Source organism: Dorea sp. AM13-35 (assembly GCF_003473885.1).
In the GTDB taxonomy this organism is placed as follows: Bacteria; Bacillota; Clostridia; order Lachnospirales; family Lachnospiraceae; genus Dorea_D; species Dorea_D hominis.
Map to the genome: position 1 here is coordinate 129,522 of NZ_QUCZ01000006.1, position 17,138 is coordinate 146,659.

The window sequence follows — 17,138 nt, forward strand, 5'->3', positions numbered from 1 at the left end:
GGGCTAAAAGCATGAAAATGAAAAAGTTTTTAGCGGTTGTATTATCGTTTGCGTTGTCGTTTTCCCTTGCAATGCCGACATTTGCACAGGATAATACAGCAAGCGCAGCCCAGGCTGTGCAGTCCGAAGTAACGGAAACTTCGAACGATGAGAACGTATCTGCAGACGAGAATACGTCCAAAGATGCGTCTGCCAAAACTGTAACAGAAGATTCTAAAACAGAAGCTTCCAAAACAGATGAGAAGGCAGAGGATGCTTCTGAGAACGCAGAAGTGAAAAAAGAAGTAACCAAGACGACCAAGACGGATAAGAAACAGGCAGACTCTGACGCATCTGCAAGTGACATCGACACATCTGTATGGACAGCAGAAGATTTCACTTACACAGAGATGAGCCAGAGACTGAACGGCTGTGATTACAGTCGTGACTTTACCGTATCCGGTACAGCAATTTCAGGATTTTCTGAGACAGGTTCAGAGAAGATTAAAGTGAATAAGAATCTTGTCATTCCGTCTGAAGATCCGAATGGAACTACAATCGTAGGTATCGCTGACAGTGCATTTAAAAAGCAGGGGATTGAAAAATTGACACTGCCGGATGGTATGATGGTAGATTATAATGACACAGTTACACATGTAGTAACAAGAAGAGGTAATTTCCTGATTGGCGCAGGTGCTTTTGACGGAAATGAACTGACCTCTCTTGATCTGCCGGAAGGTGTGATCTATATCGGACCAAGTTCATTTGCAAGAAATAAACTGAAATCCGTAACCATTCCACATACATTCTGGTGGCTGGAGAACTCTGCGTTTGCATACAATGAGATCACAAAGGTCAACTTCCCGAAGACCTGTGATTTCCAGGCACAGATTCATGCCTTTGCATTTGCACACAACAATATCAAATCTGTAAGACTTCCGGATTACATGGAAGTAGTAGAGAAGAAAGCGTTCTATTGGAATCCGGGAATGGAAGAGTGTTCCAAAGATGCACCGGAGAAAGAGCAGGAATTTGGCGGCGTTGTCTATATGTACACAGACAATGAGAAGTTGTTTGACATGGAACGTATCCACCATATGGATCGTACCGCAGAGTCACAGCACTCCTGGCATCAGAAACTGATCCTTGGTGAAGATCCGAATACGGACAAGACATGGACAGCAGATGATTTTACATTTGACGGAACAACGATCACCGGTTTCTCTGAGAGTGGTATTGAAAAGAGAAAAGACAATACAGATCTGGTATTACCGAACAAGAATCCAGATGGCGAGTATGTGACAGCAATTGCTGATTATACAGGAAATGGTAATAATGGCATGTTTGCAACAGCGGACGAGAAGTTTACAAGTGTTACACTTCCGGCAAAACTGGAAAAGATTGGTGCAAAAGTTTTCGCAGACTGCGGTATTACGAAGAATGAGTTCCCGAAGACGCTTAAAGAAATTGGCCTGTCTGCATTCCAGAAAAACCAGTTGGAGAGTGTTATTTTACCGGACAGTGTTACAAAACTTGGCAGTGGTGCATTTGCAACAAATCCGAAGTTAAAGAAGATTATTCTTTCTAAGAACCTGACAGACATTCCGGGAGGAGCCTTCGGATGCAGCGATGCGCAGAATTACATGACGGATCTGACGGAACTGACCATTCCGGAAGGAGTTAAGACGATTGGAAATAATGCATTCGCAGGAAATAACATCCATAAGATTGTCATTCCATCTACGGTAACTTCGATTGGAAATTATGCATTTTCTACTAAGGAATATTTGACAGATGAGTGTACACTGACACTGCCGGAAGGCTTAAAGTCAATCGGAAGCAGAGCATTCCGAAATAAAACGATTAAATCGGTAGTATTACCATCGACCGTTGAGAAGTTGCAGGCAAATACATTTGAAAAAGTATATTCTTCCGGTGCTGCAGCAGTGAAGACAAAAGTATATGTAAGTTCGGAAACACAGTACAACGATACAAAGAACTTCCCACAGTCTGATTATCACAGCCTGATCCTGAAAGTACCGGGACAGGAAGATAAATGGAACGCAGAAGACTTTACATATGATACGATCAGTCAGGAATTATATCCGGCATCAAATACATCGGATGTAACAACAATCAGTGGTGTTGGCATCACGGGCTTATCTGCATCCGGAGAAGAAAAATTAAAAACAAATACAGACCTTGTGATTCCTGCAAAGGATACAGACAGAAATCCGATTATTGGTATCGGAACAAAAGCTTTCTATAAGAAAGGACTTACATCTGTAACATTCCCGAAGGGAGTGATGGCAAGTTACAGTGGAAGCGCAATTGCAGAAGGATTAACAGAAAGAGGAAATTTCATTATTCAGAATAACTCTTTCACAAACAATAAGCTGACATCTCTGGATTTACCGGAAGGCGTAATCTATGTTGGCGGAACAGCATTCCAGAGCAACCAGTTAAAGAGCGTAAAATTCTCTCATACAATCTGGCAGATTGGAAATGCAGCGTTTGCTAAAAATCAGATTACAACTGTTGACTTTCCGAAGACATGTGATTTCAATCTGAATCTGGATAATATGTGTTTTGCATATAACAACATCAAATCTGTAAGACTTCCGGATAGAACAGAGAAAGTTACAGTATATGCATTTGGAGCAAACACAGGTAAAGAAGATCTGGAGTCAGATGCACCGACAAATACAATCTTAAAGGCAAGTCGTATCGTATACATGTACAATGAGAATGTGGATCTTCGAAAGAAAGGAATGATCCAGCATGTAGAGGGTACTGGAAAGGGCACAAATACACAGGGAACCAAATCCTGGGTACAGAAAGTTATTTACGGTGAGATGCCGGCAGAAGAGCAGCCATGGAATACTTCCCAGTTTACATTTGACGGAACAACCATTACCGGATTAAATGATGCCGGAAAGGCGAAAATAGCAAATGGCGATACAGAAGTAACACTTCCGGAGACAAATGAAAACGGTGAAGCAATTACAGCAATCGGTGCAGGTGCATTTGCCACAATCGGAATGACAAAAGTAACGATTCCGGATACGGTAACATCTATTGGTGCAACAGCATTCCAGACAACAGCGCTTACGGAAGTAACCATTCCGGACAGTGTAACAACACTTGGAAATGGAGCATTTACAGCAAGTGCTTCTCTGGAGAAAGTAACACTTTCCAAATCCATAAAAGAAATTCCGACTTCCGCATTTAATGCAACAAAGATTAAAGAACTGACAATTCCGGAAGGAGTAGAAACGATTGGAAGAATGGCATTCAGAAATGCACCGCTTACTTCTTTAAGCCTGCCTTCTACAGTGAAATTAATTGACAGAGATGCATTTAAAGGAAACCAGTTAGAGTCTGTAGACATTCCGGTATCCGTAACAACCATCGGACAGAGTGCATTCTCACAGAATGTAACCGGAGAAGGTCTTGCACCGAGAATGACAAGTGTAACATTGCACGAAGGTCTGACCGAGATCGGAAAGACAGCATTTGAAAAAACATTATTAACAAGTGTATATCTCCCGTCTAGCCTGCAGAAACTGGCAAATACAGCATTTGTCAAAGGTGAAAAGGGACAGGTAAAATTATATACTTCAAATAAAGCACATTTAGAAGAAGTAACAAATGTATTCTATCCGGAATATGCAGACAAGAACGATGGAACCGGACATAAAGTCATCTATGATGAAATCGTAGGAAGCGGCTGGACACACGCGGACTTCACTTATGATGGAAATAAAATTACAGGATGGAGCGAGCAGGGAAATAAAACACGTAAGAGCGATGCAGTTGTAAAAGACGGTGTACGCACACTCGTAATCCCGTCACTGAATCCTGAGACACAGGAAGCAATCACAGAAGTTGCAGACGGAGCATTTGAGATTCCGGATGGCGAATGGGTACAGGGAAAAGACAGCGTAGAATCACCGAATGGTATGGATACGGTTGTATTACCTGACACACTTACAACCATCGGTGCAAGCGCATTCCGTTATAATAAGATTAACAATGTAGAATTCCCGGCATCTGTAACAAAAATCGGGGAAAGTGCATTTAACTCCAACCAGTTGAAGAAACTTGTTATTCCGGATACGGTAACAGATTTAGGAGCAGGAGCATTTTCAACGAATGACATCACAGACCTTACATTATCCAAGAATGTAACTGTAATCCCACAGGGAGCATTCTCAATGAACATCCGCTTAGATCATGTAGACATCCCGGATACAGTAACAGAGATCGGTGAAATGGCATTTGCAGGAGCAAGACTTACAAGTCTTACAATTCCGGCATCCGTAACAAAGATTGGAAGAAAAGCTTTCCACTTACATCACATTGAAGAACTTACTATTCCGGGAACTGTAAAAGAGATCGGAGAATCTGCTTTTGAAGGAACGTTCAAAGCAATCACATTAAAGAAGCTGACGATCGAAAACGGTGTAGAAAAGATTGGCAAATATGCATTCAAAGAAGGATATCTGGAGAGCGTAGATATTCCGGCATCTGTGACAGAGCTTGCAAGTGATGCATTCTATGGCAATGCGGGAACAAACAACGACCATGTTGTAGTAGTTCGTGTATTTACCAAGAGTCAGGCAGAAAAATTTGAATCCAGCGATTGCCAGAAAATAGTTTACGTTGACAATACACCGATTAAGAAAAAAGTTACATCTAAAAACGTAACATTATCAACAACTGCTTATACATATACCGGAAAGGTTCGCAAACCTGCAGTGAAAGTTGTTGTAAACGGAAAGAAAGTTGCTGCTTCAAACTACACTGTAAAATACAGCAGCGGAAGAAAGAATGTCGGAACATACAAAGTTACTGTAACAATGAAGAATAACTATACAGGAAAAGTTACAAAGACATTCAAGATCCTGCCGAAAGGAACAAGTCTGAAATCAGTGAAGAGCTCCGGTAAGAAACAGATCAAAGTAACATGGAAGAAGCAGAATAAGCAGACAACCGGTTACAAGATCCAGTACACAACGGACAAGAAGTTCAAGAAGTCTGTGAAGGCATCAACGATAACAAAGAACAAATACACAAGCAAGACCATCAAGAAATTGAAAAAGAATAAGAAATACTATGTAAGAATCTGCACATACAAGAAAGTAGGCAAGACTACATATTATTCTACATGGTCAAAAGTAAAAAGCGTAAAGGTAAAATAAAGAAATATTTTGCTTAAATAAGAGAGGCAGCCGTTTCCGGGGAAATTCTGAGGCGGCTGCTTCTTTTACAAATTGAAGAACCGAAGAGTTAATGTTATACTGTGGATAAATGTTGCGGAATAAATCATTACATTGGGGGAAATGCGTGATGAAAAAGAAAATCAAAAAACAAGCACTGGGATTGCTTGCCTTAGTTGTGGTTATGGCAGTTGCATTTGCTGCAATCCCGAGTGAAGCGGCATCGAAAAAGCCAACAAAGATGTCACTCAAAGTTACAGCGAAGACGATTGATATCAAAGGACATGCAACGATATCTGTAAAATCCGTCAAACCGTCAAAAGCAAGCAAAGCGGTAACATTCAAATCCGGCAATAAAAAGATTGCAACCGTATCATCCAAGGGTGTTGTGAAAGGAAAAAAGGCTGGAAAAGTTAAGATTACAGTAACAGCAAAGGCAAATAAAAAGCTGAAAAAGTCGGTAACAATGAAAGTAAAAGATTTAAAACCGACAAGCATTTCAATCAGTGCATCAAAGGCAGTCTTATATGTTGGTGGGACAAAGACATTGAAATCGATAGTTAAACCGTCAGGTGTGTACTGTCCGGTAAAATGGTCATCCGGCAATAAAGCAGTTGCAACAGTAAGCAACACCGGAAAGATTACAGCAAAGAAGCCGGGAACAGCAACAATTACTGTTCGCGCAACACAGAAGAACAATAAGAAAAAATACCTGGCAAAGAGCTGCAAGGTAACGGTGAAAGTGAAAAATGTTCCTAAGAGGCAGGTGTATGTATCACCGGAGTGGTATAAGAGTGCGGCAGAAGGACAGCAGCCTGGATATGAACATGTGTTTTTAGCAGAAGTTGCCTATGGCAAGACAGAAAATGACAAAGCTTATAACGAAGCACATATTCCGGGAGCGGTTCATATCAATTCCGATGCAGTAGAGTATGACGACTGGAATCTGGATGGAATCGACGATCAGCAGCTATATGAAGAGACAGAAGTAAAACCAGAAGACAATTTCAATATCCGAAGTGCAAAGCAGCTTGGAGAATTTCTAAAAAACAACGGAATCACCAAAGATACCAAGGTAGTACTGTACGGAAGAAGTGCATCGGATTCCAGTGTTACACGAGTAGCATTCGCTATGTTATACGCCGGTGTAGAAGATGTCAAAGTGATAGATGGTGGCATGACAGCATGGAATAAACTAGGATTACCGACAGAGACAAAAGTAAATGAAGCAACAGCCGGTGGCACAGATTATACGTTTGGTACGATGATTCCGGCACATCCGGAATATATTCTGTCCACCGATGATGCAAAAGAAAAGTTACAGAATGATGCTAATTTCCGCCTTGTAAGTATCCGTTCGGAGAAAGAATTCCGCGGCGAAGAGACAGGATATTCCTATATTAAATATGCAGGTGAACCGTTAGGTGCAGTATGGGGACACAATACAGACGATGGAAGCTATATTGAAAATGGAAAAGTAGTCGGACTTAATAAAGTGAAATCCATTCTTGCAGAATCCGACTCATCCCTCGATAATGAATTATCCTTCTACTGTGGTACCGGTTGGCGTGCAACGATTCCATTCTTAATTTGTTATCAGAATGGAATAAAAAATATCAGCGTCTTCGATGGCGGCTGGTGGGCATGGCAGGTAAACTGGCAGAAAGAGCCGGAAAATTGGTCAATCCAGAAAGTTTCACCGAAAGATGCAAAGACTTATGGTCAGTTGAAATTTGCAAAAAAAGAAGTTACAACAGACAGTGAAGGACATAAGCTGATGGCGCTTAAGGCAACCGTTGCCGAAAATAAACTGACCTGCTGGCCGGCGAGAGTTCGTAAGAACATAATATATGGTTATGGTTCCGAGTTAAGTAATCAGATTGTTAATGTAGATCAGGATGGAAAAGTGAATACAATTGGCTTTGGTAATGCAACTATTACGGCAAAGACAACAGCATCAGAAGAAGTAAGTTATAAAGTTGTAGTGTCAAGGGGCCAAGATTATCTCATGCGGTGGGATGATATGTATCTGGATGCAGATACTGTTCTGAAAAGGGTAAAAGCCGGAACATTGAATGTTCTCGACATTCGATTTGAAAAACAAGTAGTAGACGGTGTTGAGGCAGGATATGCAGCCGGACATATCGAAGGATCTATGTGGGCGCCTGCATGGCCGACGAATACAGCAGAAGCACAGGCGAATGTGCGGAAAGAAAAAGCGAAGATCAAAGATCTGGATGTCCCGACAGTTATTGTATGTATGGCTGGTGCGCAGGGAGCTCAGCGGGCGGCAGCAGTCCTGATGGATGCAGGAGTTGCGAAGAAACAACTGTATATCCTGACTGGTGGTGGCAAGAATCTGGTGTTGAATTACAAAGACCAGCTTGTAACCGGAACAGAGAAATAAAAAGAAAGCGTGGCAAAAGACCACGCTTTTTTGCTATAGTGCGCCTAGCGGCGCACGTTTCTAACGGGTTAAAGTCCCGAATCCGCCCGGTAGTGGGAAGGATATAGCCGAAAGCAAGGGTGTCCATCGTGAGATGGAATCTGAAGGAAGCTGGATGTGAGGAACATACTAACTCACGGGCAAATCTCTGGTCTGACGAACAGGAATCTCATATGAGGTCATGCATGAGGGTAAAACTGCTATTCAAGTTGAAGCCCAATAACTACACGGAATCATGCATGATAAATGAGGCAGATGGATGGAGAGGAAGAAACGTGTGGTACCTAGGGAGGTCTGTGTGGTACGCCTTGAAAGAGGTAACCATTGCATAAAGCAATGCTGAACGCACAGAAGTCAGCAGAGGTCATAGTAGCCGAGAGGTGAAGGACCGAATCAATAGGAGTCTTGAGTATGACCGAGAAAGGAGGAATGACCGTCTATGACAGAAAACATTGAAAACAATGGCTGTTCGCAAAGAGATAATGCGGAACATGAAGGGTATGTGAAAGCGTCTAGGTCATTCAATCGGATATGGAAAGAAAGAGACAGTGCACAGCCGAGACTTTTGGAAGCGATACTGTATAAAGACAACTTTAACAGAGCGTATAAGAGAGTTAAGGCAAACAAGGGAGCGCTGGGAATTGATGGCATGACCATTGAAGAGGCTCTTCCATATTTAAAGGAATATCAACAAGAGATAACTGACCGCATTTATCGTGGAAAGTATACTCCGTCTCCAGTAAGACGAGTTGAGATTTCCAAACCAGATGGTGGTGTGCGAAAGCTTGGCATACCAACAGTGATAGACCGCACACTTCAACAGGCAATAACCCAACAGTTAGTGCCAATCTATGAACCGCTGTTTGCAGAGGGCAGTTATGGCTATCGTCCGAACAGAAGTGCAAAAGATGCAATACTTAAGGTTAAGAAGTACGCAGAACAAGGCTATACATTTGCTGTAGTCCTTGACCTGTCAAAGTACTTCGACACTCTTAATCACGAAATTCTCATCAAGCTTCTCCGAAAGAATGTAAAAGATGAACGTGTAGTACAGTTGATAAAGCGCTATCTGAAAAGCGGTGTTCCATGCATAAGATATGCAGATGACATCGTGCTTCTTGCAAAGAGCAGGCGAGCATCAGAGAGACTCTTGGAAAGCAGTACAAAATATCTTGAGGAGAGGTTGAAACTTATAGTCAACCGAGAAAAGAGCCGTACTGTCAGCGTGTTTGCAATCCGAAATTTTAAATTCCTTGGCTTTGCATTGGGAAGGAACGGAAAGGGCATTTATGTCCGAGTTCATCCGAAGTCATGGAAGAAGTTCAAGTCGAGACTGAAGGAGTTATCTTCCCGTAGGTCATGTCAGTCAATCAAGCCAAGCCTTGAGAAAATCAAGGTGTATGCGAGGGGATGGCTTAACTACTATGGAATTGCAAGTATGAAGAACAACATAGATGACATCAACGGATAAGCAATCTTTTTATCTAAGCCGCTCTTAGTAATGCAGTTGTGCTTACTGTTTTGTGCTCGGATTTTTGTCCCATCTATAGCTATAAGTTTTCCGTCAATTAATCCCCAACCTTTAAGAATGAGAGTTAAGTTTCGTAATGTTACATGAAAGGCTTTACGATTGTTCTTGACAAAGCCAGCAATAGTTCCGTGATCTGGCGTGATTGCATTAATCAGCCACATGAGTTCAAGATTTCGCTTACATTCAATTTCTAAGGAACGACTGGATCTGATTTTATTAAGATAACCATAAATATGAAGCTTTAACAAATCTGAACGGCGATATGGAGCTTGACCTCTATTGGTTCCGCTGTATTCTTTAAAACCTAATTCAATTAAATCTAAGGAATCAACATATGCATCGATTACACGCACTGAATTATCTTCATCTATAAGCGCATCTAATGATGTAGTAACCATTCTTGCTTGATTTCTATCTATTCCAACAATATATGCCATAATTAATCCCCTCGATTCGATCTCTTGTGATTTAATTATAACATTTTTGCTAATCGTTAGACAGTCTGACGTACGGTGCTGTGAGAGGACGGCGGTTAGTCACCGCCTCCTACTCGATTAATATATAGATAAAATAAATAAATCGGATAATATATTTATAAAAACGATTGGATGCATATCATAAAAGAAAGTAAAATAAAAATGTAAAAGACTGTCTGAAATCAAAGGATTTCAAAAAAAGAAAAGGAGAAACGTTATGGGGAACAAGAAGAGAATTTTGGCTTGGATTCTGTCCCTTGCAATGGTCTTCGGACTGTTTGGCGGACAGGCAAGTGTAGCCAAAGCAGCGGATGCAGCTTTAAGTTTTGCATCTGCGGATGTAAGCACAAAAAAACTTCCAAGTGATGGTGGAACTGTAAAAGTAACACTTACATTTGACGATTTTAGTGCTAATGAAGGAACGATTTACTATCGATTGAGAAAAGATGGAGCAACCGTAAGCGGAAAAGAAAATGTTACTGTTGACGTAAGCAGAACAAATAATACATTTGATATTGATGTTCCGGCAAATACGGGTACGGAAGAAGAATCTTATCAGATTTGGATTTCTAATACATCGATTCCAGATTGGCAGTTAAGCTGGAATGGAGCAGAAACTTCTTTTAAAGTTACTGCACCAAGCTCAGAAAATCCAGACCAGCCTGAAACTACGAAAGTCCTGCCGGATAAAACACATTTCCGTGCTAGAGCGGTAGATAAAAGCGGAAAGCCTGTAGCAGGAGTAAAATTTGATGTAAAGAATTCAGGGAGCTCTTATGGAGCAACTACTGTAACAAGTGACGAAAACGGAATTATTGAATGTGAAGTAGGACAGTGGGATTACAGTACATCCAAGATTGTATCTCTTGCAGAAAATGACAGCTGGACATGCGATACAACATATTCCTATTCAACATCAGACAGTCTTGCAGAAATCGAGAAAATCAATAATGAAGATCTGAAAAACATTACAGAAGAGTTGCGGTTTGTATTAAAAGCAAATATTAATAAAAAAGCATTGAAAGCTGCGATCGACAGTGCTTCAATTGTGAAGAATCCAGATGATTACAGCGCAGGATATGACGAACTTCAGACAGCACTTACAGAAGCAAATAAAGTATATGATAATGAAGATGCAACACAGGAAGAAGTGGATGCGCAGACAGAAAAATTAACTGCAGCATTAGACGCTGTTGTTGTAAAGTCGGTTGATAAGACAAAATTAAAAGAGCTTATTGCCGATGCAGATGAAAAAAGTTACAATCGTTACAGCTATGTGACTTCTACATGGAATGAGGTAGATAAAGCTTTAACGGAAGCAAAAGCGATTAATAAGAACGACAAAGCAGGGCAGACTGCTGTGGATGAGGCAGCAGCAAAACTGGATACAGCAATCAAAGGATTAAAATGGAATCCTGCATTGGATTCAGTAGAACGTGTAAGTGATGAGAATGTATCCAGCAAAGGTGGAGAAGTTCAGATAAAACTGATCGGAAAAGCAATGGACGAACTGACAAACTTAGCTGTCCGTGTAAAAGATGCAGATGGCAATTCATTGAGAGATTCTGATATTAATGTAAAATATGGCGAAGGAACAGAGGAACGTATCGCAACAGTAACACTTCCTGAAAATACAACATCCACTGCCAAAACATATAAAGTTGGATTCAATAGCATGGGTAGCTGGGCTTATACCGGCTGGAAAGAAGTAAGCTTTACAGTTGCATCAGCTTCTGGTGAGATACCTGATCCAACACCATCTTCTACAAAATGCGATGAGAAGAACTTCCGTGCAAAAGTAGTAGATGAAAAAGGGAATCCGGTAGAGGGTGTGAATGTTAATTTGACAGGAAGAGAAGACTCTTCTGTCTCTTACGATGTGAAATCTGACAAAAATGGTATGGTAACATACGCATTAACAGGTGGAGACTTCATGCTGAACTTTGATGTTGTCATTGATGATAAAAACTACACATCCGAGAATGAACATGAATTTGAAACAGATGGAACACCAACAAAAGCTCCGACCATTATTTCTGTAGATGGAAAAGATCTTGCAGAAGCAGATGAAGTTGTATTCGTTGTAAAGAAGAATGGATCTTCATCAGAAGAAGAGAAAGTTCTGAGTGATGCATCTACATTTCGCGCAAAGATTGTTGACGAAGAAGGCAATCCGGTAGAAGGTGTAAAACTTTCTGTTGCAAATGAGTTAAATTATATTTTTAACAAATCTACAGCAAGTAATGAAAAAGGTGTCGCAGAATATACAATTAATCCGGGAATGGATTATGATCTTACTTTTGATGTTACTGTAGCAGAGAATCAGGGATGGGCAAGTAGCCAGGCTCATAAATTTGCAACAGATGGATATGCGGGAAACACGAAGATTATTTCTGTAGACGGTGATGATATTGCAACCACAGGTGAAATTGTATTTACTGTTAAGAAAGCAGCAGTAGAAGACAAGGTAAGCTGTGATGCAACACATTTTCGTGCAAAAGTTGTTGATATAGAAGGTGCTCCGGTAGCAAATGTTGCATTTGAAGTAAAAGTAACTCCTGGTAGTAAGACACATGAGATTACAAGTAATGAAAAAGGTGTCATTGAATATGCATTTGACATCGAGAATGACAGTGATGCAACAATCACAGTCAAATTAAAAGATAATGATACATGGGCAACATTAGATGAGCATAAGATTGTAACAGATGCAATGGCCAATATATATTCGGTTGATGGTAAAACAGGATATACAGAGAAGTATAGTTACATTCTTCGTAAGAAAGTGGATAAGACAGCGCTTGGTGAAGCATTAGAGAAAGCAAAAGCTCTTGTAGAATCTGATTACACAGATGATTCCTGGTCAGCATTCAAACTGGTTCTGGATACAGCACAGAAAACATATGACAACAGTTTTGTTAACAAAGAAGATGTTGATGATCAGATCCAGAAACTGGAAGCAGGAATTAAGGTTTTAGTTGTAAAACCGGCTAAGAAAGACGAGTTAAACGCAGAGAAAGACAAAGCTTCCAAACTGAATAAAGGTGATTATACAGAAGAATCATGGAAAACAGTAGAGGATGCACTTGCAGAGATTGATGCACTGGAAAAAGAAGAAAATGTTCCACAGTCTAAGATTGATGCAGCCCAGGAGAAACTTGCGACAGCAATGAAGGACCTGAGCGTGAGAGCTGCAGATAAAGAGAAATTAAATGCAGAAAAAGACAAGGCTTCCAAGCTGGATAAGAGTGATTATACAGAAGAATCATGGAAAGCAGTAGAGGATGCACTTGCAGAGATTGATGCACTGGAAAAAGAAGATAACGTTCTTCAGTCCAAAGTTGATGCAGCCCAGGAAAAACTTGCAGCAGCAATAGAAGGTCTGAAAAAAGTGGATAAGCCGGAGCCGACACCAACACCGGAAGTGAAGAAAGTAGGTTCTGTAGCACTTAAGACAACTACTTATACATACAACGGTAAGGTAAAAACACCGGCAGTTGTTGCTAAGAATAACAAGAAAGAAGTTATTTCTAAAGATAACTACACTGTAAAATATGCATCAGGTCGTAAGAATGTCGGTAAATATTCTGTAACAGTAACATTTAAGAATGGTTATACAGGAAAATATACAAAGACATTCCAGATTCTTCCGAAAGGAACGAAGATCAAATCTGTAAAAGCAGCTAAGAAAGCATTTACAGCAAAATGGTCTAAACAGGCAACACAGACAACCGGATATCAGTTACAGTATTCTACAAGCAAGAGCTTCAAGAAGAGCGTTAAGACATCTACAATTTCTAAGAACAAGACTGTTTCTAAAACAGTGAAGAAATTAAAAGCTAAGAAAACATATTATGTTCGCGTTCGTACTTATAAAACTGTAAAGGTAAGCGGAAAATCCGTAAAATTATATTCCGGATGGTCAACAGTGAAGAAAGTGAAAACAAAATAATCATTCATTTTATAACCGTATAAAGTGATCTATGAAAAACTGTCGTATGGGAAGAACGCTTCCTGTGCGGCAGGTTTTTTGTGTTATTATAGTATTTTAAAATTTAACAGACACTATTCGGTAAATTAAGGTTTAGCTATGGACGGAGAAAATTCTTGCATATGATATCGCTTCATATATGAAAATTATCTATAAGTATTATACAAGAAATAAATTTACAAACAGATACAGCGCCTTTATAATGAAAATCAGATAGCGATTAAGGAATATTCAGGCAATGGGAGAACACCTGACAGAACAAACAAAAGAGAGGAAAAGACAATGAACTGGAAGAAATTAATGCAAAAGGTAACGATATTATTCATGGCTGTCTTGTTATGCGTGGGGAGCATATCGATGGCAGCTACAGCGGCAGATGCGTGAGTGAATGTAGAGGAAGAGGATGTCTTCCAACCGGCACCGGAGGATGTGATTCAGGACAAGATGTTGAACTGGGTAATCCGTGGTGTGACATTGAGTCAAAGTTATAAAAAAGAAGATTATATTCCGATTACACCGGGACGCTTTGAGGGACTGAGACAGTTTACTTATTCGGCAGGTGCGCATCCGGAGGCATATCCGATCGATGTATATGTATACAAACTGGATGGCTTACAGTATGGCACCGATTTGTGGAAGATTGATCTGTCCTATAATATGGTTTCGGATTTAAGTCCGATCAGTAAACTGACAAATTTAAGAGATCTGACATTTTATATGAATAAATTAACGGACATCAGCGCACTGAAAGATCTGACAGGTCTGGAGCGACTGAATTGTGGACAGAATCAGATTCATGATCTGACACCGCTCAAGAAGATGTCTAAGCTTAACCATCTGGATCTGGATTACAATGGAATTACCAGCCTGAGTGGGCTTGAGGGATGTACAGGATTAACAGAATTGACACTTCGAAGCAATCAGATTAAGGATATTTCAGCGTTGAAGGGTCTTACGAATATGGAAAAGATGCTGTGGCTGAGCGATAATCAAATTACAGATATATCCGCTTTGGCAGGTATGACAAAGTTAAAAGAATTAGATTTATTTAACAATCAGATTTCTGATATTACACCGCTTCAGGATCTGCGAAATCTTCAGGAATTAAACCTCGGTAATAATAAAGAAATTTCTGATATCACCCCATTGACGGAGTTGACAAAGCTTACAAAGAGCAAGTTGAATTTAAGCGGGACAAAGATCGAAACGAAGAAAAATTTACTTTTTGAAGTATTAGATGTCAATCGCCTGATTGAAAAGTTCGATGCCAATACTGTAGAACTGAGTGATAAATCAAATGTTGTGGCAGCCAGAAAAGCATATGATAAGGTTTCTGATAAAGCTAAAGCATATATTAACGAGAAGAGAATCAGTGTTGCGGAGAAGAATATTTCACTTTTGGAGCAGGGAAAGGTTATTCAGAAAGACAGTGATCTGAATAAGTATGAAAAATACTACGACGCCGATAAATCTACATTGAATATTTATGTAGCTGATGCTAACAGAAAACCTTTGAAGAATGTAAGATTTCAAGTGAAAAAGAAAGGATCCGCAGATGTTCTTTCTGAAATCAGTACAGATGGAAACGGAATTGCAGAATATAAAATTCCGGAAGCGGTAAAGGCAATTACATATACAATTTCATTGGATGAAGCATCAAAATTTACCGGTTATATAGGCGATATTACGGTTGAAGCAGATGCAGATGGAAAAATCATTGAGATTAATGGAAAAGCAGTGGATAAAGCATCTGTCAGTCGTACATTGCAGTTGAAGAACGGAGAGACACTTCGTATAAATAAGCAGAATCTGGAAAAAGTGATTGCGCAGGCAGGGAATATCAAAGAAAATGGATACACAGAGGCGTCTTATAAAGCGTTGACGAAGGCACTTACACAGGCAAAAATTGTAAATAGTGATGATGCTGCAACACAGGCAGAGATTAATGAAGCAGAAGATAATCTGACAAAAGCCATTGATGGCCTTGTGAAAGGTGCAGATTATAAAACGGTAAATATTACTTTAGTAAATGATAAAGGAAAGCTTTTGTCCGGAGTGAAATTTAACATAACGAATTCCTGGACATCCAGTGCAACGGAAATGGTATCTGATGAGAATGGTGTTGCCAGCTATACAACACAGGGCAAAGATTATAACTATTATACGATGACACTGGCAGAAGGTCAGAATTATGAAGGTGTTACAATTCGCCTGGAGGAGCAGAACAGCAAGATTACAAGCATAACTTTGCCGGATGGAAGAAAGCAGGTACAGACAGAAGAAGATTTGCAAGTAAAACTGGTTCTTACAGAGAAAGAAAAGGCACCGGTAGATTTTACAGAATTACAAAAACAGCTTCTGATTGCAAATCGTCTTAACAAAAAGGATTATACTGTAGAGTCGTGGAATGCATTTTATCCGGTATTTGAGGAAGCCAATAATGTAAGAAAGAATCTGAATGCCATCCAGGAGGAAGTTGACACAGCAAAAAATAACCTGGAGGCGGCAATCGCAGCGTTAGTAAAAGCACCAACGCCAAGCCCGGAACCGACACCAAGTCCGGAACCGACACCGAGTCCGGAACCGACACCGAGTCCGGATGTGAAGAAAGCAGTCGGAACCGTAAGCCTTGCAAAGACATCTTACACCTATGACGGCAAAACAAAGAAACCGGCAGTGACAGCAAAAGAGAAGAATGGCAAGAAGATTGCAGAATCTTACTATAGCGTATCTTATGCGTCTGGCTGCAAAAAAGTCGGCACATATAAGGTAAAGATTACATTTAAGAAGCCATATAGCGGAAGCTATACTAAGACATTTAAGATCAATCCGAGAGGAACATCCGTCAAATCTTTGAAAGCTTCTAAAAAGAAACTGTCTGTGAAATGGAGTAAACAGTCAAAAGAGACAAGCGGTTATCAGATCCAATATACAACAGATGCGAAATTTAAAAAGAGCATCAAGACAAAGACGGTTTCTAAAAATAGTACAACAAGTGCAACTCTCGGAAGTTTAAAATCAAAGAAAAAATACTACGTACGTATTCGTACCTATAAAAAAGTAGGTAGTACAAAATATTATTCCGGATGGTCAACAGTTAAGAAAGCGACTGTAAAGTAACAGGTAAATGATTGCCTGACAAAAGAATATGGAAAAGTGAAAGGGCGTTTCGTTTTGCGAAATGCCCTTTTATTGTGTATGCGACGGGATGAGTACAGAATTATATGAAAATCAGATACGGGAAGCTGGTACGATCATCGTAGAACATTATTCTTCACTTTTAAAAGAAGGATGGCTGCGGTTGTTAGAAACAAATGTTTCAATAGATTCAGTGTAAAAATTAATTGGATTTCCGGAAGACACGATTCGCGGACGCTACGGAAATATTCTTCGTGCAAAAGGATACTTGCTGTCAGGAAAAGAGAAAACGGTGGCATGCTTGTATGATGACATTTCACAGCCGCTAATCAGCGAATAAAATTTAGCATTATAG

6 protein-coding genes and 1 pseudogene are annotated in these 17,138 nt (G+C 40.1%); 6 read left to right on the top strand and 1 reads right to left on the bottom strand.

What is annotated here, in order from left to right; translation table 11 throughout:
* Positions 1 to 11 precede the first annotated feature (11 nt).
* The 3 genes and pseudogenes from DW152_RS08390 to DW152_RS08405 form a co-directional block, all read left to right on the top strand.
* Positions 12 to 5,183: a leucine-rich repeat domain-containing protein gene (locus tag DW152_RS08390; RefSeq protein ID WP_118288400.1), complete on the top strand. Its 5,172-nt coding sequence runs from the start codon at positions 12 to 14 to the stop codon at positions 5,181 to 5,183.
* A gap of 148 nt (positions 5,184 to 5,331) precedes the next feature.
* Positions 5,332 to 7,608 (top strand): rhodanese-like domain-containing protein, encoded by a 2,277-nt coding sequence (locus DW152_RS08395; RefSeq protein WP_158570033.1) that lies wholly within the window; start codon positions 5,332 to 5,334, stop codon positions 7,606 to 7,608.
* A 478-nt stretch (positions 7,609 to 8,086) separates the two neighbouring features.
* A pseudogene (locus DW152_RS08405) lies at positions 8,087 to 9,115 on the top strand (reverse transcriptase domain-containing protein); the annotation flags it as partial.
* Here the strand turns inward: DW152_RS08405 and DW152_RS08410 are convergent.
* Entirely contained in the window at positions 9,070 to 9,615 is a 546-nt protein-coding gene (locus tag DW152_RS08410) for a transposase (RefSeq protein WP_330416753.1), read from the bottom strand. The pseudogene DW152_RS08405 and the gene DW152_RS08410 overlap by 46 nt on opposite strands.
* A gap of 256 nt (positions 9,616 to 9,871) precedes the next feature.
* On the opposite strand from DW152_RS08410, the gene DW152_RS08415 reads away from it, so the two are divergent.
* From DW152_RS08415 to DW152_RS13590, 3 genes are all read left to right on the top strand, one after another.
* Positions 9,872 to 13,606: a fibronectin type III domain-containing protein gene (locus DW152_RS08415; protein ID WP_118288403.1), complete on the top strand. Its 3,735-nt coding sequence runs from the start codon at positions 9,872 to 9,874 to the stop codon at positions 13,604 to 13,606.
* A 423-nt stretch (positions 13,607 to 14,029) separates the two neighbouring features.
* On the top strand, positions 14,030 to 16,765 hold the full coding sequence (locus DW152_RS08420) for a leucine-rich repeat domain-containing protein (RefSeq protein WP_118288404.1): 2,736 nt from the start codon (positions 14,030 to 14,032) through the stop codon (positions 16,763 to 16,765).
* Positions 16,766 to 16,853: 88 nt separating this feature from the next.
* Positions 16,854 to 16,982, top strand: a complete 129-nt coding sequence (locus DW152_RS13590) for a hypothetical protein (protein WP_264291374.1) — start codon at positions 16,854 to 16,856, stop codon at positions 16,980 to 16,982.
* Positions 16,983 to 17,138: the final 156 nt, after the last annotated feature.

Coding starts and splice junctions, on each gene's coding strand:
- DW152_RS08390 (WP_118288400.1), top strand. CDS start 12: ATGAAAATGAAAAAGTTTTTAGCGGTTGTATTATCGTTTGCGTTGTCG.
- DW152_RS13590 (WP_264291374.1), top strand. CDS start 16,854: ATGAGTACAGAATTATATGAAAATCAGATACGGGAAGCTGGTACGATC.
- DW152_RS08410 (WP_330416753.1), bottom strand. CDS start 9,615: ATGGCATATATTGTTGGAATAGATAGAAATCAAGCAAGAATGGTTACT.
- DW152_RS08415 (WP_118288403.1), top strand. CDS start 9,872: ATGGGGAACAAGAAGAGAATTTTGGCTTGGATTCTGTCCCTTGCAATG.
- DW152_RS08395 (WP_158570033.1), top strand. CDS start 5,332: ATGAAAAAGAAAATCAAAAAACAAGCACTGGGATTGCTTGCCTTAGTT.